20 protein-coding genes, 2 tRNA genes and 1 pseudogene are annotated in these 21535 nt (G+C 59.5%); 13 read left to right on the forward strand and 10 right to left on the reverse strand.

The genetic code is table 11. From position 1 onward, the window contains the following. Positions 1-176 precede the first annotated feature (176 nt). Positions 177-617, forward strand: a complete 441-nt coding sequence (locus AC1DYC_RS07490) for a VOC family protein (protein ID WP_477306361.1) — start codon at positions 177-179, stop codon at positions 615-617. Positions 618-750: 133 nt separating this feature from the next. Further along, positions 751-1044, forward strand: a complete 294-nt coding sequence (locus tag AC1DYC_RS07495; protein ID WP_477405115.1) for a DUF2218 domain-containing protein — start codon at positions 751-753, stop codon at positions 1042-1044. 2 nt (positions 1045-1046) lie between these two features. Here the strand turns inward: AC1DYC_RS07495 and AC1DYC_RS07500 are convergent, their stop codons facing one another. Then, positions 1047-1595: a DUF1697 domain-containing protein gene (locus AC1DYC_RS07500; RefSeq protein ID WP_477405117.1), complete on the reverse strand. Its 549-nt coding sequence runs from the start codon at positions 1593-1595 to the stop codon at positions 1047-1049. 1 nt (position 1596) lies between these two features. On the opposite strand from AC1DYC_RS07500, the gene AC1DYC_RS07505 reads away from it, so the two are divergent. After that, positions 1597-2241 carry a hypothetical protein gene (locus AC1DYC_RS07505; RefSeq protein ID WP_477405119.1) on the forward strand — a complete coding sequence of 215 codons (645 nt, stop codon included), beginning with the start codon at positions 1597-1599 and terminating at the stop codon, positions 2239-2241. On the opposite strand, the gene ilvA is transcribed toward AC1DYC_RS07505, so the two are convergent. Beyond that, entirely contained in the window at positions 2234-3490 is a 1257-nt protein-coding gene (gene ilvA / locus AC1DYC_RS07510) for a threonine ammonia-lyase IlvA (RefSeq protein WP_477306371.1), read from the reverse strand. The two genes, AC1DYC_RS07505 and ilvA, sit on opposite strands and share 8 nt — an antisense overlap. Before the next feature lie 116 nt (positions 3491-3606). Between ilvA and AC1DYC_RS07515 the strand changes: the two genes are divergently transcribed. The 3 genes from AC1DYC_RS07515 (at position 3607) to AC1DYC_RS07525 (ending at position 7467) form a co-directional block, all read left to right on the forward strand. Beyond that, positions 3607-5010, forward strand: a complete 1404-nt coding sequence (locus tag AC1DYC_RS07515) for an aminopeptidase P family N-terminal domain-containing protein (protein WP_477405121.1) — start codon at positions 3607-3609, stop codon at positions 5008-5010. A gap of 69 nt (positions 5011-5079) precedes the next feature. Further along, positions 5080-6186 (forward strand): alpha/beta hydrolase, encoded by a 1107-nt coding sequence (locus AC1DYC_RS07520; protein ID WP_477405123.1) that lies wholly within the window; start codon positions 5080-5082, stop codon positions 6184-6186. A gap of 123 nt (positions 6187-6309) precedes the next feature. After that, entirely contained in the window at positions 6310-7467 is a 1158-nt protein-coding gene (locus AC1DYC_RS07525; RefSeq protein WP_477405125.1) for an alpha/beta hydrolase, read from the forward strand. A 12-nt stretch (positions 7468-7479) separates the two neighbouring features. Here AC1DYC_RS07525 and ade read toward each other — a convergent pair whose 3' ends face one another. After that, positions 7480-9291: an adenine deaminase gene (ade, locus tag AC1DYC_RS07530; protein WP_477405127.1), complete on the reverse strand. Its 1812-nt coding sequence runs from the start codon at positions 9289-9291 to the stop codon at positions 7480-7482. A gap of 341 nt (positions 9292-9632) precedes the next feature. Here ade and AC1DYC_RS07535 point away from each other — a divergent pair, with 341 nt between their 5' ends. The 5 genes from AC1DYC_RS07535 (at position 9633) to AC1DYC_RS07555 (ending at position 15258) form a co-directional block, all read left to right on the forward strand. Beyond that, a complete protein-coding gene (locus AC1DYC_RS07535; protein WP_477405129.1) occupies positions 9633-10484 on the forward strand; it encodes an alpha/beta fold hydrolase in 852 nt (283 codons plus the stop codon). 113 nt (positions 10485-10597) lie between these two features. Beyond that, positions 10598-11257 (forward strand): outer membrane protein, encoded by a 660-nt coding sequence (locus AC1DYC_RS07540; protein ID WP_477405131.1) that lies wholly within the window; start codon positions 10598-10600, stop codon positions 11255-11257. 135 nt (positions 11258-11392) lie between these two features. Then, positions 11393-11477, forward strand: a tRNA-Leu gene (locus AC1DYC_RS07545). Positions 11478-11923: 446 nt separating this feature from the next. Next, positions 11924-13339 carry a coiled-coil domain-containing protein gene (locus AC1DYC_RS07550; protein ID WP_477405133.1) on the forward strand — a complete coding sequence of 472 codons (1416 nt, stop codon included), beginning with the start codon at positions 11924-11926 and terminating at the stop codon, positions 13337-13339. Positions 13340-15051: 1712 nt separating this feature from the next. Next, complete coding sequence (locus AC1DYC_RS07555; RefSeq protein WP_477405135.1) at positions 15052-15258, forward strand: hypothetical protein; 207 nt, start codon at positions 15052-15054, stop codon at positions 15256-15258. Positions 15259-15325: 67 nt separating this feature from the next. On the opposite strand, the gene AC1DYC_RS07560 is transcribed toward AC1DYC_RS07555, so the two are convergent. Both AC1DYC_RS07560 and AC1DYC_RS07565 read right to left on the reverse strand, forming a co-directional pair. After that, the gene (locus AC1DYC_RS07560) at positions 15326-15745 is read right to left on the reverse strand and encodes an ATP-grasp fold amidoligase family protein (protein ID WP_477405137.1); all 420 of its coding nucleotides are present in this window, start codon (positions 15743-15745) and stop codon (positions 15326-15328) included. A 30-nt stretch (positions 15746-15775) separates the two neighbouring features. Then, positions 15776-16300: an ATP-grasp domain-containing protein gene (locus tag AC1DYC_RS07565; protein WP_477405139.1), complete on the reverse strand. Its 525-nt coding sequence runs from the start codon at positions 16298-16300 to the stop codon at positions 15776-15778. Between the two features lie 288 nt (positions 16301-16588). Here AC1DYC_RS07565 and AC1DYC_RS07570 point away from each other — a divergent pair, with 288 nt between their 5' ends. Continuing rightward, on the forward strand, positions 16589-18100 hold the full coding sequence (locus AC1DYC_RS07570; protein ID WP_477405141.1) for an HAL/PAL/TAL family ammonia-lyase: 1512 nt from the start codon (positions 16589-16591) through the stop codon (positions 18098-18100). A 40-nt stretch (positions 18101-18140) separates the two neighbouring features. Here AC1DYC_RS07570 and AC1DYC_RS07575 read toward each other — a convergent pair. Next, positions 18141-18326, reverse strand: a pseudogene (locus tag AC1DYC_RS07575) (NUDIX hydrolase); the annotation flags it as partial. A gap of 153 nt (positions 18327-18479) precedes the next feature. Between AC1DYC_RS07575 and AC1DYC_RS07580 the strand changes: the two are divergent. Next, positions 18480-18565 (forward strand) — tRNA-Leu (locus AC1DYC_RS07580). Between the two features lie 87 nt (positions 18566-18652). On the opposite strand, the gene AC1DYC_RS07585 is transcribed toward AC1DYC_RS07580, so the two are convergent. The 4 genes from AC1DYC_RS07585 to AC1DYC_RS07600 form a co-directional block, all read right to left on the reverse strand. Then, positions 18653-18985, reverse strand: a complete 333-nt coding sequence (locus AC1DYC_RS07585) for a M15 family metallopeptidase (protein WP_477405143.1) — start codon at positions 18983-18985, stop codon at positions 18653-18655. Positions 18986-19111: 126 nt separating this feature from the next. Then, a complete protein-coding gene (locus AC1DYC_RS07590; RefSeq protein WP_477405145.1) occupies positions 19112-19567 on the reverse strand; it encodes a M15 family metallopeptidase domain-containing protein in 456 nt (151 codons plus the stop codon). 194 nt (positions 19568-19761) lie between these two features. Further along, entirely contained in the window at positions 19762-20586 is an 825-nt protein-coding gene (locus tag AC1DYC_RS07595) for a hypothetical protein (protein WP_477405147.1), read from the reverse strand. A 220-nt stretch (positions 20587-20806) separates the two neighbouring features. Next, positions 20807-21334, reverse strand: a complete 528-nt coding sequence (locus AC1DYC_RS07600) for a lysozyme family protein (protein ID WP_477405149.1) — start codon at positions 21332-21334, stop codon at positions 20807-20809. Positions 21335-21535: the final 201 nt, after the last annotated feature.

The raw sequence follows: 21535 nt of genomic DNA on the forward strand, positions 1-21535 counted from the left end.
GTCGGCAATTTGCGCCGGATTTTGCCGGAATCGGCAACCACTTGTCGTCAGGCGCTTTTGTCAGAGCAATCTGATTTTTCCAAAACCGGCGCCCACTTTTCAGTCCGATGCTCGTTGCCCTTGGGCGGGGCGGACCCTATGTTGCCTCGCAACCCAAACATCCCCGAGGAAATCCCATGCGCTACCTCCACACCATGGTCCGTGTCGCCGACGTCGATGTCTCGCTCGATTTCTATGTCAACAAGCTCGGCCTGAAGGAAGTGCGCCGCTATGAAAACGAGCAGGGCCGCTTCACGCTGATCTTCCTCGCCGCCTCCGAGGACGTAGACAGCGGCATCGCCGAAAAGGCGCCGCTGATCGAGCTGACCTACAATTGGGATCCGGAGGACTACAAGGGCGGCCGCAATTTCGGCCACCTCGCCTATGAGGTCGACGACATCTACGCCACCTGCCAGCATCTGATGGACAATGGCGTCATTATCAACCGGCCGCCGCGCGACGGCAACATGGCCTTCGTCAAGTCGCCGGACGGCATCTCGTTCGAGCTGCTGCAGAAGGGACCGGCCAAGCCCAAGGCCGAGCCGTGGGCGTCGATGCCCAACACTGGCACCTGGTAGCGATCACGCCATCTTGAGCGAGGCGGCCGCGCGGACAAGCCGGCCGCCTTTGCCGTTTCGGGCGACCGCACCTATCTACCTGCCTGACGCGCCAGCCAGTCAAAGCCAGCGCCCCGTCCAGGAGAAGTCCTTCATGCCGACCAGCCGTGTCGATGTCACCACCGCCTATGCCAGCCGCTATCTGCAGCAGCTGTGCAAGCACTGGGCACACAAATTTCCCGTCGAGTTCGATCCGAACCATGGCACCATCGATCTGTCGCTCGGCCGCACGGTTCTCGATGCCGACGCGGCAGCCCTGCACATCACCGTGTCGACGGATGAAGGCGGATCGCTGGAGCGGCTGGAAAGCGTCGTTGCCGATCACATCAAGCGCTTTGCCTTCCGCGAGGAACTGATCTTCGACTGGAAGCAGGCTACAGCGACTTAGCCCTATTTTGCGCTGGACTTGCCGGCCATCTCCAGCAGCGCCAGCACCGAACGCCAGTTGCGCGCGGTGCCCGGCACTTTGAGCACGCGCGGAAGAATGTTGGCGAACACCGATTTGCCGAGCCCGTCCGGCGCCTTGAGGTAGAGCACATCGCCCTTGACCTCAAAGCTTTCGGGGCCGGTGCACTTTTCGGCAAGCCTGGCAATTTCGTCCGCCGTCGGCTGGCGCTCCAGCGTATAGGCGTGAAGCTTGGTCGGGTCGCCGGCCACTTCCGGATAGGGATTTTCACTCACCAGCCGTTCGAACCAGCCGAGATCGCGCACCATGATGCGCGAATGAAAGCCCCATTTCTTCTCGAAGGCGGCTTCGATCTGCTTCGTCAGCGCGGGTGCGTCGCCCTTCTTGGCGCGAAACACGACATTGCCGCTCTGGACATAGCTGGCGACGTCGGTGAAGCCGAGCGCCTCGAAGAATGCCCGCAGCTCCGCCATCTTGACGATGCGGTTGCCGCCGACATTGATGCCGGAAAACAGCGCAACAAAGACTGTCATAGTGCGTTCATTCCTTACCAAGAAAGAGTATTTCGAATATATTCGTTCGTGGTTTCAGGTTCAATTTGAGGAGGAAATTGTGGCGGATCAACATCTAGAAATTTTGAAATTGATCGTCAGCGCTTCAGTTCCAGCAGTTCTCGCATACTTTGGCTGGCACATTAACAGGCAGATCAAATCCATTGAACAGGCACAATGGCAAAATAGGAAAATAATAGAAAAGAGGATTGAGATTTATGATCAAATGGCACCTAAATTCAACTCCATCCTATGTTTTTGCGTATGGGTTGGTGACTGGAAAGAAATAACGCCGGATCAGATGATAAACTTAAAGAGGTCAACGGACAAAATTATGAACGTGTACAAACATTTATTCAACGATGACCTTTTCTTTGCTTATAATGATTTTATTCACACTGTCTTTCGAACATTTACCAGGGCTGGCGAGGACGCAAAGATCCGAGCGGATATCTCAGGCGCATATGGCAATCGAAAAACCGACTGTCGCTACTCATGGAAGAACGAATGGAACAAACTATTCGACGCTGATCCATTGCCTCAAAGAGAAGAAATTTCAAGCAAATACGAAACGTTAATGCACAAATTCCGAAGTTGCCTTGGCCTGGGAGATGGGATGCCTAAATGATGAACCCCGCCAGGGTTTCGTTGTCGGTGATGTCCTGGTAGTGCACGCCCTCGGCCTCGAAATTCGCCTTCAACAGGTCGAAATTGCGCCGGTCCTTGGTTTCGATGCCGATCAGCACCGAACCAAAATTGCGCGCCGATTTCTTCAGATATTCGAAGCGGGCAATGTCGTCGTCGGGACCGAGCATTTCCAAGAAGTCGCGCAGCGCGCCGGGCCGCTGCGGGAAACGGATGATGAAGTATTTCTTCAGGCCCTCGAAGCGCAGCGCCCGCTCCTTCACGTCGGGCAGCCGCTCGAAATCGAAATTGCCGCCCGACACCACGGCGACGATGGTCTTGCCGCGGATCTCCTTCCGCGAAAAATCCTTCAGCGCATCGATCGCCAGCGCGCCGGCCGGCTCCAGCACCACGCCTTCGATGTTGAGCATTTCGATCATGGTGGCGCAGAGCCGGTTCTCGGGGATCAGACGGACGGCGTCAGCAGCAAACTCCTTGAGGTGGCGCAACGGCTCTCGGCCGATCTCGGCCACCGCCGCGCCGTCGACGAAATTGTCGACATTGGCGAGCTTGATGCGCTTGCCGCTGGCCAGGCTCTCATGCAGGCTCGGCGCCCCGGCCGGCTCGCAGAACACGTAGCGGGCTTCGCGCTGCTGGTCGGCGAAATAGTGCGTCACCCCGGCCGCCAGGCCGCCGCCGCCGACCGGCAGCATGATGATGTCGGGCATGCGCGCGCCGGGCATCTGGTCGGCGATCTCATAGGCAACGGTGGCCTGCCCTTCGATGATGTCCTTGTGGTCGAAGGGCGGCACCATATGCGCGCCGGAACTTTCCGTGAATTCGAAGGCGGCGCGATAGCAGTCGTCGAAGAAATCGCCGACCAGCCTGATCTCGACGAACTCGCCGCCGAACAGCCGCGTCTTGTCGATCTTCTGCTGCGGTGTCGTCACCGGCATGAAGACCACGCCCTTTTTGCCAAAATGGCGGCAGACGAAGGCAAAGCCTTGCGCATGGTTGCCGGCCGAGGCGCAGACGAACAGTTCGGCCTCGTTGCCGGCAGCCAGCGCCTTGCGGAAGAAGTTGAAGGCGCCGCGGATCTTGTAGGAGCGCACCGGCGAAAGATCCTCGCGCTTTAACAGCACCCGCGCCCCGGTCTTCTTCGACAGATAGTCGTTTTCCTGCAGCGGCGTTTCGGGAAAGATTTCGCGGATCGCTGCGGCAGCAATGGCGACGCGGGAGGAGAAACTGTTCATGGCGCCCGTGATCACGTGGTTGGAATGCCAAGCCTATTGCACAATTCGCCGTTTGCGGCCACCGATGCGGCGCGGCCGCTTTGATGCGCCGAAAGAAATTCATTGGAGCCATCTTCATGCCTGTTTCGGCTGTCGCCCTGAAGACCGTCGCGCTTCCTGAATTCGGCGAGCCGACCACCATGCCGCTGCTTGCGCGGCAAACCTACGAAGCGCGCATCGAGACCCTGCTGGCGCGCGGCGCCGAGGCCGGGCTCGACGCCTTCGCCGTCTATGGCGACCGCGAGCATGCGGCCAATGTCGCCTATCTCAGCGGTTACGATCCGCGTTTCGAGGAGACGCTGCTGGTTATCGTTCCCGGCAGCCAGCCAAAACTTCTCGTCGGCAATGAGGGCTGGGGCTATGCCGAGATCTGCGACGGGCCCTATGAGCGCGTCCTCTACCAGACCTTCTCGCTGCCGGCGCAGCCACGCGACCGCTCCGCGTCCCTGTCCGACACGCTTGCCGCCAGCGGCCTGAAGGCCGGCCAGAAGATCGGCGCCATCGGCTGGAAGCCGTTCGGCCCCGGCGATGGCGGATTTGGCGAGGCAACGCTCGACCTGCCGTCCTTCATCGCCGATGCGCTGCGAACACTGGCCGGCGGCAAGGGCGCGGTGGTCAACGCCGCCAACCTTCTGATGAACCCGACGGATGGTCTGCGCGCCATCAACGAGGCCGATCAGCTGGCATCCTTCGAATTCGCCGCGACCTTTTCCTCGCAAGGCCTGCGCAACGTGCTGAGCGGTATCGAGCCCGGCATGACCGAATTGCAGGCCGCGAAGCTGATGGGGATGAACGGCCTGCCCTTGTGCTGCCACCCGATGCTGTCCGCCGGCAAGCGTGCGCCATACGGCCTGCCAAGCCCGCGCCTGGACATCATCAAGCGCGGCGACCCGATCACCATGGCCTATGGCATCCAGGGTTCGCTGAACGCCCGCGCCGGCTTCCTGGCCGAAAGTGCGGCCGAGCTTCCCAGCGAAATAAGCGACTATGTCGAAAAACTGGTCGCGCCCTACTTCGCCGCCGTCGTCGACTGGTACGAGATCGTCGGCATCGGCGTTACCGGCGGCGCCCTGTGGAAAGCCGTGCATGACCGCATCGGCGATCCATTCTTCGGCGTCTCGCTCAATCCCGGCCATCTCGTCCATATCGACGAATGGATGCACTCGCCGGTGTTTTCGGGCTCGGATATCAAGTTGCGGTCGGGCATGGCGCTGCAGGTCGACATCATCCCGGCGACCGGAACCAGCTATTTCACCACCAACATCGAGGACGGCATCGCGCTCGCAGACCAGGCCTTGCGCGAGGAGATCGCGGCCCGCTATCCCGAGGCCTGGCGCCGGATCGAGGCGCGCCGCGCCTTCATGGTGGACGTGCTCGGCATCAGGCTGAAGCCTGAAGTGCTGCCCTTCTCCAACATCCCGGCGTTCCTGCCGCCATTTTGGCTTTCGCGCAACAGTGCCATGGCCGTGGCACGGCGCTGACCACATTTCGGCTGGACGCGACTTACTTCCGCCGCACTCTCACTGTCCGGGAGGTGTCGCGGAGGGTGGATGGCCCTTTTTGGGCTTAAGTGGAATTTTGACGTGCGTTTGAAGACGATTTGCATTCTTGCGCTTGCCTTGCTTGTGGCAGGCTGCGGCGGCCGTAAAACCGAGGAACTGCTCGGCAGCGCCGTCATGTCCACGCCGGTGACGGAAATTTCGGGCAATCACTCGATCTTCATCGCCACGACACGCAAGAAGTCCGACGATCCCAACAAGGTTTTCGACGGCGAGCGCTCGGCGACGCTGAATTATGCCCGCGTCAACGTCACCGTTCCCGGCATCCACCAGACCGGCCAGATCGAGCGCCGCTCGCGCGGCAATTCCAACGATCCGGCCAAGTATTTCATGGCTTCCGAGGTTGTCGGCTACGACGCGCAGCCGAAATTTTCGAGTGCGCTCAACGCCGACATCGCCGCGCGCGGTGGCCGCGTCATGGTTTTCGTGCATGGCTATAACACCGGCTTCGACGACGCGGTCTACCGCCTGACCCAGATCGTCCACGATTCCGGCTATCCCGGCACCCCGGTGCTGTTTTCCTGGGCATCGGGCGCCAAGACCACCGACTATGTCTATGACAAGGAAAGTGCCAGCGCCGCCCGCGACCAGCTCGAAGTGACGTTGCGCATGCTGCAGCAGTCTGGCGCGCGGCGTATCGACATCGTCGCCCATTCGCTGGGAACCTGGGTCACCATGGAAACGCTGCGCCAAATGGCCATCACCGGCGACCGCGATCTCGGCGGCAAGCTCGGCGATGTCGTGCTGGCCTCGCCCGACATCGATGTCGACGTGTTCAAGAGCCAGATGCGCCGCTACGGCAAGCCGGACAAGCCGTTCATCCTGCTTTTGTCCGACGACGACCGTGCGCTCCGGCTCTCCGGCCTGATCGCCGGCTCGCGGCCGCGCGTCGGCGACTACAAGGATGCCGCCGACCTCGCCGCCTATGGCGTCACCGTGGTCGACCTCTCCAAGGTCAAGGGAACCGACAGCTTCAACCACACCAAATTCGCCGACAATCCCGAACTGGTGAAGATGATCGGCCAGCGGCTGCGCGAGGATGACGGCTTTGCCAGCGACCAGACAGTGACCGACCGCATCACCCAGCTCGCGCAATAGGAATGCTTCTGCGCAGCGGTCCGCGATTGCCCGGCTCGCCACTTTGAACTGGACCGGACTGGCCTCTGGCTTTATCGGAATAGCCGGAGGCGTTAGTATTTGCCGCCCTTGAGGGACCCCCGGGTGATCGTGCGTTTGAAGATTGTGCTTTGTCTTGCCTTCGCGCTCACCGTCGCCGGCTGCGCCGGCCAGAACACGCATGACCTCCTGAACAAGACGACGGTGTCGGTGCCCGCCTCCGACATCGCGGCCACGCACGAAATCTTCGTCGCCACCACCCGCCAGCCGGCGACCAAGGATCCGCGCCAGGTGTTCGACGGCGACCGTTCGCTGACCACCAACTACGCCCGCGTCGACGTCACCGTGCCGAAGGTGCACCAGCTCGGCGCCATCGAGCGCGCCAAGGGCTCGGCCAACTCCAACCCGGCCAAGCAGTTCACCGCCACCGATGTCGTCCACTATGGCGACGCCTCGCAATTCGCCAAGGCTGTCGGCGCCAACATCGCCATGAACGGAGACCGCGCCCTGGTCTTCGTGCACGGCTTCAACAACGGTTTTGACGACGGCGTCTACCGGCTGACGCAGATAGCCCACGACACCAAATATCCAGGCACGCCGGTGCTGTTTTCCTGGGCTTCCAGCGGCAAGACCACCGGCTATATCTACGACAAGGAAAGCGCCAACGCCGCGCGCGACGATCTCGAGGCGACGCTCAGGATGCTCGCCAAGACAAAGGTCAAGAGCATCGACGTCATCGCGCACTCGATGGGAACCTGGGTGACGATGGAGGCGCTGCGCCAGCTCGCCATCACCGGCGACCGCGATCTCGGCGGCAAGCTCGGCTACGTCGTCCTGGCCTCGCCGGACATCGATGTCGACGTCTTCAAGAAACAGATGATCCGCTACGGCAAACCCGACAAGCCGTTCGCCATCCTGCTCTCAGGAGACGACCGCGCGCTGAAGCTGTCGTCCATCATCTCCGGCGACAAGCCGCGCGTCGGCGACTACGGCAATGCGGCCGACCTCGCCAGCTATGGCGTGGTCGTGGCGGATCTGACCAAGACCAAGGGCGGTGACCGTTTGAACCACGCCAAGTTCGCGGACAATCCGATCCTGGTGCAATTGCTCGGTGACCGACTGCGCACACCAGCCGCCCTGCGGTCGAACGATCCAGGTGAGTTTGACGATATCGGCCAAGGGATCGGCAAGGCAGTCGGCTCCATGGCCGAAGTCGTCATCACCACCCCGTTCAAGGTGCTGACCATCGCCACCGGCGGATGACAGCCGGGTCTGTCAGATAAAAAGGTCGACCTTCTGGAACGTCGTCACGTCGATCAGGCCGACGTCGGAAATCCTGAGCTCCGGAATGACGACCAGCGCCAAGAGCGAGTGCTGCATATAGGCGTTGTTGAGCGAACAGCCCATCTTGCGCATCGCCTCGGTCAGCTTCTCGGCTTTGGCCGCGACGATCTCGGCGCGTTCGTCCGACATCAGCCCGGCGATCGGCATTTCGACCAGCGCCTGTTCCTTGCCCTTTGAAAACAGCACCACGCCGCCGCCGACCTCGCCCAGCCGGTTGACGGCCAGCGCCATGTCTTCCTTGTTGGTGCCGACGCAGATGATGTGGTGGGCGTCATGCGCCACGCTGGAGGCCAGGGCGCAGTCGCCCATATAGCCGAAGCCGGAGACGAAGGCGTTGGTGACGCCGCCCGTACCGCGATGGCGCTCGACCAGCGCGATCTGGCAGATGTCGTTGCGGCGATCCATGGCGACCAGCCCGTCCTCGACCGGCAGGTCGGCCTCGAGCGCCCGCGTCGGCGCCTGGTTCTCGATGACGCCGATCACTCGCACCCGCACCTCATTGGCGCCTTTGGGCGCCGCGATGTCGAAGTCGCCTGCCCTCAGCTTCTTGCCGAGCTTGACCGTGTTCTTTGCCGTCTTCGGATAGTTATAGGCCGGAATATCGATGTCGAGCTTGCCGCCCTTGGCCAGCCTGACGCCGCGGCCATAGACCTCGTCGATGGTCATGGCGGCGAGATCGGAAACGATCAGCAGGTCGGCCAGCCGTCCTGGCGCGATCGAGCCCAGTTCGCGCTCCAGCTTGAAATGCTGGGCGGTGTTGAGCGTCGCCATCTGGATCGCCGTCACCGGCTTCAGCCCTTGTTGGATGGCGTGGCGCACCACCCGGTCCATGTGGCCTTCATGCACCAGCGTGCCGGAATGGCTGTCGTCGGTGCACAGGATGAAATTGCGTGGGTCGAGCCCGCTCTCGGTCACCGCCTTGATCTGCGACGCCACATCGTACCAGGCCGAACCGAGCCTGAGCATCGCCTTCATGCCCTGGCGCACCCGGGCGATCGCGTCCTCGGCGCGCGTGCCCTCATGGTCGTCCTCCGGGCCGCCGGCGACATAGCCGTGGAACGGCAAGCCGAGATCGCGCGAGGCATAGTGGCCGCCGACCGTCTTACCGGCCCTCACCGTCGCGGCGATCTCGCCCGACATCACCGGATCGTTGGCGGCAACACCGGGGAAATTCATCACCTCGCCGAGCCCGATGATGTTTTCCCAGGTCATCGCCTCGGTGACATCGGCGACCGTCAGTTCGGCGCCGGCATGTTCCAGCCCCGGTGCCGACGGCACGCAGGACGGCATCTGGACGTGCACGTTGATGGGCATGGCGACAGCTTCGTCATGCATCAGCCGCACGCCGGGCAGGCCAAGCACATTGGCGATCTCATGCGGGTCGATGAACATCGAAGTGGTGCCGTGCGGGATGACGGCGCGGCAGAACTCGGTGACGGTCACCATGCCGCTCTCGACATGCATATGCGCATCGCAAAGGCCCGGCACCAGATAGCGGCCGCCGGCGTCGACCACCTTGGTGCCCTGGCCGATGGCATGGCTGGCATTTGGCCCGCAATAGGCAAAGCGTCCGCCGGCAATGGCGATGTCGGTGCCGGCGATGATCTCGCCCGAATGCACATTCACCCAGCGTCCGTTGCGAATGACGAGATCGGCCGGCTTGCGCCCCGTTGCGACATCGACCAGATGCGTCGCCATCTCGGTCCAGGGTTTCGGTTTCGTCGCATGCGCAGTCTTTGCCATCGGAGACTCCTGTTTGCCCGACTGTGCCAAGCCGGCATGGCTTTGACCAGCGATTGCGGGCGAAATCCGCTCGGCGAGGTTCATTTGTGCCGGCACTTGTGCTATTGTTTCTTGCACGGTGCTGATTTGCGCCAATGACCCGCCGCGAGGCGGGTTTTTTGTTGCGATTGCCGTCACAGGCGCAACCGGACGCGTTGCAGCGGCACGGATTGAATTTTCAATTCACGCCGCCAGCCGAAACCCCCGTTCGTTGACTCCGCACACGCGGAGACTGTTAAATCGGCCCCCGCAATCGTCCGAGGCCGAAACGACCCAAGGACGAAACCTCCTGAGGTGAAGTCATGACCCGGTTCCTGAAAGCGTTCGTCTTCGTCACCCTATTCCTGATCTCGGCCGGCTTTGCATCCGCCGAGGAACGTTGGCAGACCTTGCCGGAGCCGGCGGCGATGCCCAAACCGGATCAGAGCGGCTATGCGCCGGTCAACGGCATCCAGATGTACTATGCCGTTTTCGGCGCCGGCGATCCGATCCTTCTGATCCACGGCGGCCTTGGCCACGCCGATATCTGGGCGAGCCAGGTAGCGACGATGTCCAAGACCCACAAGGTGATCGTCGCCGACAGCCGCGGCCATGGTCGCTCCACGCGCACCGAGCAGCCTTACGGCTATGACCTCATGGCCTCCGACTATCTGGCCCTGCTCGACTACCTCAAGATCGACAAGACCGCTCTTGTCGGCTGGAGCGACGGCGGCATTATCGGCATCGACATCGCGCTGCATCATCCGGAGCGGCTGACCAGGCTCTTTGCGCAAGCCGCCAATGTCACCACCGATGGCGTTGATCCCGGCGTGATGACCAACAAGACCTTTGCCGCCTACATCGACCGCTCGGGCCGCGACTACAAGAAGATGTCGAAGACGCCGGACCAATACGACGCCTTCGTTTCGCAGATCAGCCACATGTGGGAGTCGGAGCCGGCCTGGACCAAGGAACAGCTCGGCAAGATCACCACGCCGACCGCGATCGTTGCCGGCGATCACGATGAGGCGATCAAGCGCGAACACACCGAATACATGGCCTCCGTCATTCCGGGCGCCAAGCTTATCATCCTGCCCAATGCCAGCCACTTCGCCATGCTTCAGGCGCCGGACGAATATAGCCAGGCGGCGCTGGACTTCATCGACGCCAAATAGAGCATAGCACAGCAACAGGCGCATTTCGATTGTTGAACAATGGGTTCCGTTTTACTGCGAATAGGACTACCTTGCGTCAAGGAGTCTTCTGAACCGCCATTTCGGAGAGCTTGATGCGTCGCCTGACGCTCGCAACTGCCGGATTTCTGACCGCTCTGGCCGCGCCGGCTTTTGCCGCCGACCCGATGGCGGTCCCGATGACCGAACCGGGCTTCGACTGGACCGGCTACTATGCCGGTCTGCAGGCCGGCTACGGCTGGGGCCAGTCTGACATCACGGGAACGGAGGGTGAGCCGTTTTCCACCTCGCCCGATCCCGATGGCGGTTTCGTCGGCGGCCATGTCGCCGGCCTGTGGCAGTTCGACCAGGCAGTGATCGGCGCCGAGGCCGAGCTCAACTATTCCCGTATCAAAGGCACGACGGTACTCGGCCCCCCCGGAAACAATTTCGGTACCGACATCAAATGGTTCGGGTCGGTCAACGCCAAGGCCGGCTACGCCATGGACCGGCTGCTGGTCTATGGCATTGGCGGCGTCGCTTTCGCCGGCATCGAGACCTCGCAAGCCCCGGACTTTTCCAGCACAAGCACGCATGTCGGCTGGACGGTCGGCGCCGGCGTCGACTACGCGCTGACCGACAAGTTCGTCGTCGGCGCCCAATATCGCTACTACGATTTCGGTTCCGAACACCATGACGGGTCCGACGAATTCGTCGGCCGCGACCAGGACGTGAAGCTGAACACGGTCGGGGTGAACCTCAGCTACAAGTTCTGAGCGTTCCCGACAACTGAGATTTTCCTCGCAACCTGTTGTTTTAAAATCACGAACCACCTTTCATCAGTTCGAGTGACGGCACTCGGCAAAAGATGGCTTGACGGGTTTTCGCTGGCGTCTGAAAAGGGCTGGCCTGCGGACGTGGCGGAATTGGTAGACGCAAGGGACTTAAAATCCCTCAGCTACGGCTATCCGGGTTCGATTCCCGGCGTCCGCACCACATTGAAATTAAATGATAATCGCCAGCTACGTTTCCTCTCGAAAATCCTGCAGCGAAGCGTGCCGCAAATCTTCCTCGCCGCGCAGGTGCTTCACGGCCAATGATGCCCGGCTTGACCCATTGCGTCGCCGGCCGCTTCATGCCTTCGGCGCCGGTCCAGCGTGCTTCTGAACGCAAAAGCTAGGGAGAAAGCAATCGTGCGCCAATGCGGCTTCTCGAATATGCTCACGATGTAGGTTGTGGCCGGCTTATCGGCCATCGGTTGGCCCCCCGAATTGCTGTTCTGGTACTCCATTCGTATGACTTTGAGGATATTAGCATTGGCGCATATACTCGCCAGCCCACGGCGCCGCTGTTACAAACCGCCCTCGGGTTGGGCCCGGTTCCTATTCACATCCCATTCTATGGGCGCCGGGCCGCATTGTTGTGCGCGGGGAGCGTTTGTCATGAACTTATCGAACCTTATCAAGCGTTACGAGAGTGTGGAGAAAGCCGCTGAGGAACTCCAGACAGAGTTGGAGGAGGCTGTCAGCAACTCCCTGAGCCTCGACGATATGTCCCCGCCAGAAAACGGCGACGTCTCGCAAGAGAATCTCACGATACAGACCAATGGCTCGCAGCCTGAAGGCGCTACCATTGAAGCTCCGCGACAGCTGACTTCGCATACGCAGAGCCGGCTCGATGCCTTGGGCTCTTTTGAGAGGCTGTTCCACGATGCGGAGGAGCATTTGGAGGAAGTCAAAGCGAAGCTTCTGGAGATCGCAACCTCACACCACTACGCACGCGAATTCTTCCACATCCTTCAAGCAGACTTCTTTCGCGCCAACGAACTGGAAATGGCAAATGCCAGCCTGACGACGGAACAGAAGGTCCTGTCTGAACAACTGCACGATGTGACGAGGAAGCTGCGCGAGCACGACAGCGCATTCGGTGCCATGCAGCAGCGTGAGGCGAATCTGGTTCAGGACAGGGACGCTCTTCGCGGCGCACTGGCTGCGGTAAGGCTGGAACTGGTGGAGGCAGCCAATGCCAGCGCAAGGCGGGAAGCGGAGTTCAGCGAGGTTGTCAAAGCTCATTCGGCGAGAACGGCCGAAGCCGATAGGCGCTCACGGGAAAACGACACTTTGCGGGAAAAGCATGTGAGGCTTTCGATCGACCTCGACAAGGCACAAAAGCGGGAAGCTGAGGCCCGGCGCAGGCTCGATGAGCTATCGACCTTCCATGCCAACGATGCGGCACGGCATTCGGAACTGCTGGCGGCGCTTGGCAAGAGCGAGAAAGAGGAAACGCGGCTGCAGAAGTCACTTGAGATCGCGCAGGCGAAACTGTCGGAAATGACGGAAGCCGCGCGCATCGCGGACGATGACAGCGAAGCCGAACGTGCACGCAGTCTTGCGGAGATGCGGGGCCTGCGTTCTGAAATTCAAAGCCTTCAATCGCGGCTGGATGTGGTGATGAGCGAGGCAAGCGAAGCATCCGGTGAGATCGCCAGGCTAACGGCTCAATGGAGCGATACCATGGCCGAAAAGCAGGTTGCGGATGAAAGGTTCTCTGTTCTCATGAAGGAGAGCGAAGCCGACAAGATGAACCTTTCAAAGCTGACTGCGGATCTATCACATCTCTCCGTGCAATACGCCTCCGAACAGATGCAGCACGATGTCCAGAGGCAGGAATGCGAGGACATGCGGGGAGAGATCGCTGCGCTTGGTGCGCGCGTCAAAGAGTTGTTGCCGTATGAGCGCTTGCACAAAGTAACGAGCGCAAGGGAACGTGAGGGCACTACTGGTGTTGGCAGCGTGGCAGCGGAACCGGCCCGACCCAGGAGGCGACGTTCCCGCACAAGCCTGCGTGCAGCGTCATAGCCGTGGCGACGCCGTTACAGATGTTGGCCGGCATAAAGTGAGTTCCTCACAAGAAAAAAGCCCGCAGGGGGCCAGCGGGCACAAGAGATTGACGAGGGTAAGGGTTTGAATTCTCGTCGCAGGATAAATTAGCTGACGCTCACATTGTAGGCAGCTAGTCCTTACGGCCTAGCGCGTTGGTCAGCTGCCGGCCCCTATTCTCGGTTGGCAGGCCGGCCGTTAGGACTTTTTATCGCCGTTTGGATTTGGTGCCGGCGCCTCGCGCACATCTCGTGGTGGCGGGTCGACATGTCGAGGCTCTGGCGATGCGTCCTCGTCTGGACGGACGGGCGTCTTCCTCGGACTGGGCTTCGGCGGCGGATCTTTGATTTTACCTCGCATGCCCAAAGAACCGACATGGCCACTCTCTTGTTCCCACACACGCTCTGATATTTTAGCAGCTGCGAAACAAAGCCCCCGTTCCCGCGTTGAGATTTCGTCCACATGGGGAGAAACGCGAAAATGGATCCGGCAACTGCCGCAATGATGGTTTTGCTGTCGTGCAGCCCAGGCCAGGCTGTCTGCAAACCGCTCGATCCGTCACCGGCCAAGATGTTCGTATCCCTTGACGAATGCCAGGCTGCGTTGGCCAACAGGCTCGCAGGCGCCCCCAATGGGGAGATCGTCGGGCAATGCAATTTTGTCGACCCAACCGCTACCGCTTCCCTACCCGCAGGATACAGGACGGTCGTTGTCACACGGGGCAAGGGAGCGAATGCGGTGAGCAGTCGCTACATCGTGCTGCACAAAGACTGAACCCAGGCACCGTGAGGCAAGCGGGTCCGCCCGATCTACTCCAAAGGCGGCTCTTCGCTCGGTGGAGTCAAAACGGTAATATCCATTCTGGCGATTGTCGACGCGGCGCGCCCCTGCGCACCCGGATCTGTGTCGCCACTTTCTGCCACCATGGCCTTGGCGCGATGTCCTACGCTGTCTGCGCTTTTGCCTGGCGCAATCCTTCGCCCGGTTCTGTCTTTGCGGGTTTCGGTTGAATTTCCTGCCGATGTTGATTTCCAATCGCCGAGACCACTGATACCTCCGCTTGGTGAGACCGTTACAGTACCTGTCAAGGCTGTCGCGAGCCTGACCATTCTAAACAGTCGGCTACCCGTGAGGCGGCGGGCTTCAAGTCGCCAAATGGCAAGCTGATCGGAAGTGGTCGGGTTGGTCCCGCCCGTCGTCGCCTTACCGGACGGCAACGACGTCGATCTTGGGATATCTCGTCGGTTCAACCTCAGCCACCCCTTGATGCGGCGCCGGTTTCGCCCGACAATAGGGAACGATTTCGCCCGCTATGTGTTAGGAGCTCATGAACCTCGCGGACCCCGGACCCAGAATGGCAGCCGATCCTCTGACCACGCAACTCGCCGATGCCCAGCAGCAGCGCGTCAGACAAACCGAGCTTGCGCTTGTACTCAGCGAGAAAATGGTGGCTGAGAACCTCGCTTTGTCCAGCAGGATACGATCTGCGCGACGGCGGGTCGTAAAGTCCGAAGGGCTTTTGACGAAAATCGACCCCACAGCCCTGAGCCAGTTCGCACAATAATCGCGCTCCACTGCGGATCGCGTGTGGAGGTTGCTGGCAGCCTTGATCGGCCAATACGTCGCAGGAACCAAAGCTTCCGGCAGGGGTTGGTGTTCTGAAGGGACCGCAACCCAAAGGAAGCGGAACAATGGACCTGATGAACCTGGAACTGGCCAGAGCACGACAGAGTGTCGGCCGGGCAAAGCTGGATCTCGAACGCGCTGAAAACTTGCTCGATGAAGACTGCGGCGTCGCCGTGAACCTTGCCTTGTGTTGCCGAATTCGGTCTGCGCAACGGCGCGTGGTCGAGGCCAAGCAGCGGCTCAAGAAGATCGATCCCGGCAGGACAAATTGACCGATGATGATCCCGAGCCCGAATCCCGATCCATCTATCGCCGGGCGCGGCCTGCGCCGCTCCCGCATCAGTTAGTGTCGAGATAACCAGCGGCGACGAGCATTGCCTTGTATCGGCCGGCAAATCGGCTGGGCAAGCGGCTGAGATACCCAGAGGCGCCAATATCCCAATGCGCGCCCAGTTCGCCATCGAAGGTTGCCGGGTCGAATTGCAGCAACCCGCTGCGCGGATAGACCGTGAATTCTCCGAAGATCGGCTCCCCTTCCTCCTCGTAGAAGTCGACACGCACCATGTCGAACTCGCTGCCAAGCGCCTCGGCTGCCTCGATCATTCGGGCGAGGCTCTTGGGCGGAGGAATTTCCAGGCTCGAGTCGATCGCGCCCTGGACGATGTTGAGCGGGCGCCAGTCGCGATCCAGGTGGCCGGTATTCTTGACTGTGGAACGGAAGGCGACGACGACGATGTATTCGACGCGGCCGGCCAGCACGCAGAGCTTGTAGTCGACCGGGTCATAATCCTAGTCCTTGCCGACCAGCGCTTCGACGAAAACCCGCCGCTCGATGTGCGCATAGCTGCGTTCGAGCTTGCGGGCGCCATAGGTCTGAGCAAGGTGTTCCGTCATCTCGGCAATGATTGCCTCGCGATCGGCGTTGGCCGGATCGCGAACGATGACGTTCATGGCGCAACCGTGATTGCATTTGACGGCATAGGGAATTTTCAATGCATCGAAGGGGATCTGGCACGGGTCGTCGCCCTGCCACAGCACCTCTGGGATGGCGAGCCAGGGAAGCTGCTCCCGGACGATTTCCTTGGACTTGAGCTTGTCGAGAAGACCGACAAAACGAGGATCGTCATCGAAAATCTTGCGCCAGTGGATCTTCTCCGTAAAGGTCACAGGGGCCGCGAAATTCGGCAGATGCCGCATCCGCTCGAGGAAACGCTGGGTCAACCGGCGGTAGCGGACAAGCAGCGCGGCGTTCAGCAACAGCAGGGATGCTCGCGCGCTATTTCGCTTCAGCCATGCCTTCGCGCCACGCGCCATTCCGGTGTCCTTACAACTTGCGGACGACTAGGCCTCCAGGATTCCTGGGTCAAGCCCCGATGACGCGCGCGGAAATGGAGCCGCGGTTCAGCCCGAAAGCGGATTAAGCTTCAGGTGCTGCATCAGAGTTTTATTTCCCACGACGTCGCTGCAGTCGCATCAATCGCCGGTTCCATCGCCATGATGCGTGGCGGTTGTGCGGTACGGAGCCGAGAGCAAGTTTCTCATCCAGCCTTTCGAGCAAGCTAACGGCGCTTGCGGATCCGCAGCGCTATTTCGGAACGACCAATGACAATAACGATAGATGGCAACGCCAGTTGGCGCGACATCGCGCAAGTGAGCGACGGCGAATCCCTGACGCTGAGCGAAGCAGCATGGGAGCGGATCGCTTTTGCGAACCAGCTCGTCGCTTCCATCGTCGAAAAAGGCATCCGCGCCTATGGCGTCAATACCGGGGTCGGCGCATTGGCAAGCAAGGTGGTGGCGCCTGCCCTGCAAAAGAAACTGTCGCGCAACATCATTCGCAGTCATGCATGCGGTGTCGGCGACCTGGTGCCGAGACGCGGCGTGCGCGCCATCATTGCCGCCCAGGTGGCAAATTTCGCGCATGGCCATTCGGGCGTAAGCCCTCAGATCGTCCGCAACTTGCTCACCTTTATCGAGCGCGACTGCATTCCCGACGTGCCGTCCCGGGGCTCGGCCGGGTATCTGACGCACAACGCGCATGTGGCACTGGTCTTGATCGGTGAAGGCAGCGCAACGGTGGCAGGTCGCTCGATGAGCGGACTGGAAGCGCTGGCTGAAATGGGTCTGGAGCCCCTGGAGCTTGGCGCGAAGGAAGGCTTGAGCCTCGTCAATGGCACGGCGTGCGCGACCGGCCTGATCAGCATCGCCGTGCAGCGTGCGGAGCGCTTGCTGGGATGGGCAGACGCCGCGGCCGCTTTGACGCTTGAAGCCGCGGGCGCACAAATGCCGGCCTTTGGCGAAGCCATCCTCGCGATGCGGCCCTCGCCCGGCATTCAGGATGTCGGCAAATCGCTGCGCGGCTGGCTTCATGGCAGTGAGCTCATCGCGCTTGCCCACGGCAGCCGCACGCAGGACGCCCTCAGCCTTCGTGCCGTGCCGCATGTTCATGGCGCCGCCAGGGAAGTGTTGGACCGGTCCGCTGAGCTGGTCGACCGTGAACTGGCTGCCGTAACCGACAATCCCGCGGTATTCGGGTCGTTGAGCGATCCCCAGGTTGTTTCGGAGGCGCATGCGGTGGCACCGGCGCTCGGGCAGGCCGCCGACGGCCTGACGATCGCCTTGGCGCAGGTGGCGGGAATGAGCGAGCGTCGCATCGACCGTCTCGTCAATCCTCTGGTCAACAATCTGCCGGCCTTCCTTGCCGATGAGGACGGAGCCAACTCCGGCTTCATGATTGCCCAATACACCGCGACGTCGCTGAGCAACGTCAACCGGCGCCTGGCCGCGCCGGCGGCAACCGACGGCGGCGTCACATCCGGTCTGCAAGAGGATTTTCTGGCTCATCCGACAGTCGCCGCCAACAAGCTGCTCGCCGTTATCGACAACGCGGAATATATTTTGGCAATCGAACTCATGGCCGCTGCGCAGGCCCATGATTTCCTGGCAGAGCGCGGTGCACGTGCGCCTGGTACCGACACCATCTACCGAATGGTCCGGGACAATATCGCGCACTATTCCGACGATCGGCCTCTGTCTGGGGACATGGAGGAATTGCGCACCTTCATCCGCGAAGTGGACGTGCCGCCCTGTCCGCAAAACATCGAGGTGTGTTGAGATTCAGGTCAGGGCGAGCCTACCTGAATATCAATACGCCTTAGGCCTTCATCGGGTACAGTTTCAGGTGCTGGATCAGGATGATGGTCTTGGCGTCGATGATGCGACCGTCGGCGATGCCGGCCAGCGCCTCATCGAGCGGCATTTCGAGCACCTCGATGTCCTCGCCCTCTTCAGGCGCGCCGCCGCCGGCCGAGATGCGGTCGGCGGGGGAGTAGCGCGCCACGTGATCCGCCGAGGACTATCATAGCAGTGGCGGCAACGCGTATAATTCCGTGATCGCACCAGTAGCGCTGCGCCGCTGGGCTGGTTTGCGCGTTCGGGCCAGCGAAGAACACGGCTTGACGGCCTGCGGCTGGCGTCTGAAAAGGGCTGGATTGCGGACGTGGCGGAATTGGTAGACGCAAGGGACTTAAAATCCCTCGATCTCTGATCGTACGGGTTCGATTCCCGTCGTCCGCACCATACTTAGCTTTCTACGGGCTGCCAGGGGCAGACCAACCAAAGCACATCTTCGCGGGGTGCCAGGTCAGCTAGATTTTCCCGTCCTTTTCATTGCTTCAAGGTGCTTTGGGCTACCTCGAAGTGCATGCCATCTTCTGTGGGAAACGGCACGCTCCAATACCAGCCGGCAGCGTTGAAATAACGCGAGAGAATGAGCAGCCCGCGAAAGCATTTGTCGTCGTCCTGCTTGTCGAGGGCGCCGTTCAGTGTGATGTCGATCGCCAGTCCCCATGAATGGTTGGAAGGGTTCTTGCCAAGCTTGATCGAGCCATCCTTTTGCAGGATTTTGACCCTGCGGGCGCAGGCCATGCCGTCCTGATCCAGAATTGCGTAGAGGTCGGGAATTTCCTTCTTCACCGCTGCCAGGATATCGGCCAGCACATTTACCGCCAGATCGAAACCAGTGCATTCGAAGGGTCCAACGGATTCGTCACGATCCGGTTCTTGAACGGGCCGGTGATGGGCCGACGATCGCCAGTGTAACGCTTCGCATGCAAAGAACTTATTCTATGAAATTTTTTTTACTTCTTTTCGCAGTGCAGCCTGTTGGCTAACTGGAATAAATTGCACGTGCAAAGCATCCCACATGCCCAGAATAAACAAGTTATTATCTTTAAATATCTTCCTCAACCCTACAATGTCGCCTTTGTATGTTTTCTTGCCGTTAAATACAAAAATGCAATCTACCGCAATACCGAAATGGTGCATTCCGTCCACTTTAGTCTTACTTGCTCCATTATTGTAATATATTAACTGGAGCGCATTGCTGCGATATGTCTCAGTAAACGTGACATCTTGATTTTTGTGTGATTTATTATATATAGAGATACAAAACTTTACTTTTTCCAAAAACGCTGGAAAAAGCAATGACTGGTCGGACACTGGCGATTTTGAGTTAAATTTAGAGCTCTTAGCTATTGTTTTGAGATAAAACTCTGCAATATCCGTCAAATTTACAGACATGACTTCCCCTCCAGCTTAGCCGCTCATCGGTTCTTCCACTAGAGCGGACTTTTCGACATTCGTCGTCTCGTATAACACACCATTTAGCATATGTTGTCAATTTTATGCGTATGCGCTTGGCGGTTGCTATCCTCGCCCACGTCTTTACTTGGCAGCAGAATCTTGGCGCTGCATCGCGCCGGGGAAATATATATTCATGACGCGCCTGGAGGCGGCGGCACAAGCCCGGACAGCACGAGGTTCTCATAGGCGGGGTTCACCATATCAAAGTCGATGTCACCTCCAACTGGCTCTTTATGGCCAGGCACCCACCTCTTTGGATAATCGCCGTAGTATTGCCACGCAACTACGGGGATTTTTGCGTCAGCATGGTCATGGGGAATTGGATTGGGTTTGGGCCTGCGGTCGTGTTCATTCCACTTAAGCGCGCTGGAGGGCGGCGGCGGTGACACCTTATCATTTGGGTCTTGGCGGATATAACGCGCGGGGAACGCGCCCACGCAGACAGCGCCGGCAGCACACGCCTCGTTGATCCTGAGCCATGACTTCTGGCTATCGCCCTGATTGAGATAGACCGCCGGACGAAAAGGGATAACACCCCCTTTAACTGCAAAACCCGCTACGATGGTGGCTGACCAGTTCGCATAATATTGCCGATCTAAGATGTATGCCGAGTTTTTACCTTCCGGCTCTAGATCGAGGTACAGGATGGGCGAGAGGTTTCGGCTTAAAAGGTATTGCGCGCCGAACGCGTCGACGACGCCTTTCATGTTTTCCCGAGCATGTACTGTGGCGTTAGCAGGGTCACCTACAAACTTCATTTGCCGTGCCAAACAAAGCACGGGAATTCCAAGCAGGTGAAGGACCGCGTTCTCGGACGTCTTGTATTGATAGGTGCGTGCCGAGGTGCCGTTGAAATATCTCCCCCAGAATTTTGGCGGCCCGCCGATCAGGGGAGTCGCCTTTGCGTTCAAAGTCTTGGTCGCAACGCCTGAGGTATCGACGCCGAAGAAGGCCATCACGGCCTACCTTTCTCGATTGGATTTTGTATCGTAAACCACCATTTTCGAGACCATGAATTCATGACCCAGACGGAACCCGTCTCGGCTTCTGACTGCGTCTTGAAACAAGCGTCTCTTCTCACTGCTTGTACGACTTGGTGCCGAGCGTTGCCTTGGTGATGCTGTCCAGCACGCGACGGCTTGTGGCCGCCGACGAAAATCTCGGTCAAGGATAAACTTACGACATCAATTCCGCAAATACTTTCTGTCTTTTGATAACGTCTTTAGAATAATCTTTTCCAGTTGATGTTTTGTCGACATCATTTCCTTTAGAGAAATTGTAATACGCCCACCATCCGCAATTATATGAAGATATCGTTATCCTCAAAATATCATTGTTGGACAGATTGTCCTTTCCAACGAACTTTTTCTTCCCGAAGTTAATCGTCTTTCCTTGATTTTTTTCAACATTGGTACGCTTCTCATCCAAAACGAGTGCGCCCCTCGCTATACCTTGATCCACATGCTTCCAGGCGCCTGAACTACACCACGTAGGAAAGGAGCGATCATCAATTTGCATAATGCCGTAACCGTGGCCGCTATCACCTATAATGTTGCGCATGTTTGTCTCGCGAGAAGCAATGGCCAAAAGCAGAGACATATCAAATAGATAGTCTGCGGCCGATTGCTTGAAAAAGGGCAACCACCCCTCATCCGTCGCCCGCTTATATTGCTTCTTTAGATCTTTCTCTGTCCAATCAGGCATGATCCAACTCCCCTTGATCGCGTCGGCCCACACGGCGCCCGTTTAAAAAGCTCCAAAATCCGGCAAGGCCGAATTAATAGTATTCGGATCATAGTCGAAATTAAGGCCGTCATGTCGGCTAAGGAAACCCTGAAGCAAATGCCAGTGCCCACTACCGATAAAGCGTTGGTAACCGGTCCAACCACTCGACTGAGCGACCCA

This window comes from Mesorhizobium sp. P2_E7, assembly GCF_056403855.1.

Excerpts from the sequence above, each read along its gene's own strand:
- AC1DYC_RS07555 (WP_477405135.1), top strand. The coding sequence starts at position 15,052 with ATGGACCTGATGAACCTGGAACTGGCCAGAGCACGACAGAGTGTCGGC.
- AC1DYC_RS07500 (WP_477405117.1), bottom strand. The coding sequence starts at position 1,595 with ATGACAGTCTTTGTTGCGCTGTTTTCCGGCATCAATGTCGGCGGCAAC.
- ilvA (WP_477306371.1), bottom strand. The coding sequence starts at position 3,490 with ATGAACAGTTTCTCCTCCCGCGTCGCCATTGCTGCCGCAGCGATCCGC.
- AC1DYC_RS07490 (WP_477306361.1), top strand. The coding sequence starts at position 177 with ATGCGCTACCTCCACACCATGGTCCGTGTCGCCGACGTCGATGTCTCG.
- AC1DYC_RS07540 (WP_477405131.1), top strand. The coding sequence starts at position 10,598 with ATGCGTCGCCTGACGCTCGCAACTGCCGGATTTCTGACCGCTCTGGCC.
- AC1DYC_RS07520 (WP_477405123.1), top strand. The coding sequence starts at position 5,080 with ATGGCCCTTTTTGGGCTTAAGTGGAATTTTGACGTGCGTTTGAAGACG.
- AC1DYC_RS07535 (WP_477405129.1), top strand. The coding sequence starts at position 9,633 with ATGACCCGGTTCCTGAAAGCGTTCGTCTTCGTCACCCTATTCCTGATC.
- AC1DYC_RS07565 (WP_477405139.1), bottom strand. The coding sequence starts at position 16,300 with ATGGCGCGTGGCGCGAAGGCATGGCTGAAGCGAAATAGCGCGCGAGCA.
- AC1DYC_RS07550 (WP_477405133.1), top strand. The coding sequence starts at position 11,924 with ATGAACTTATCGAACCTTATCAAGCGTTACGAGAGTGTGGAGAAAGCC.
- AC1DYC_RS07600 (WP_477405149.1), bottom strand. The coding sequence starts at position 21,334 with ATGCCTGATTGGACAGAGAAAGATCTAAAGAAGCAATATAAGCGGGCG.
- AC1DYC_RS07590 (WP_477405145.1), bottom strand. The coding sequence starts at position 19,567 with ATGTCTGTAAATTTGACGGATATTGCAGAGTTTTATCTCAAAACAATA.
- AC1DYC_RS07495 (WP_477405115.1), top strand. The coding sequence starts at position 751 with ATGCCGACCAGCCGTGTCGATGTCACCACCGCCTATGCCAGCCGCTAT.
- AC1DYC_RS07515 (WP_477405121.1), top strand. The coding sequence starts at position 3,607 with ATGCCTGTTTCGGCTGTCGCCCTGAAGACCGTCGCGCTTCCTGAATTC.
- ade (WP_477405127.1), bottom strand. The coding sequence starts at position 9,291 with ATGGCAAAGACTGCGCATGCGACGAAACCGAAACCCTGGACCGAGATG.
- AC1DYC_RS07595 (WP_477405147.1), bottom strand. The coding sequence starts at position 20,586 with ATGGCCTTCTTCGGCGTCGATACCTCAGGCGTTGCGACCAAGACTTTG.
- AC1DYC_RS07570 (WP_477405141.1), top strand. The coding sequence starts at position 16,589 with ATGACAATAACGATAGATGGCAACGCCAGTTGGCGCGACATCGCGCAA.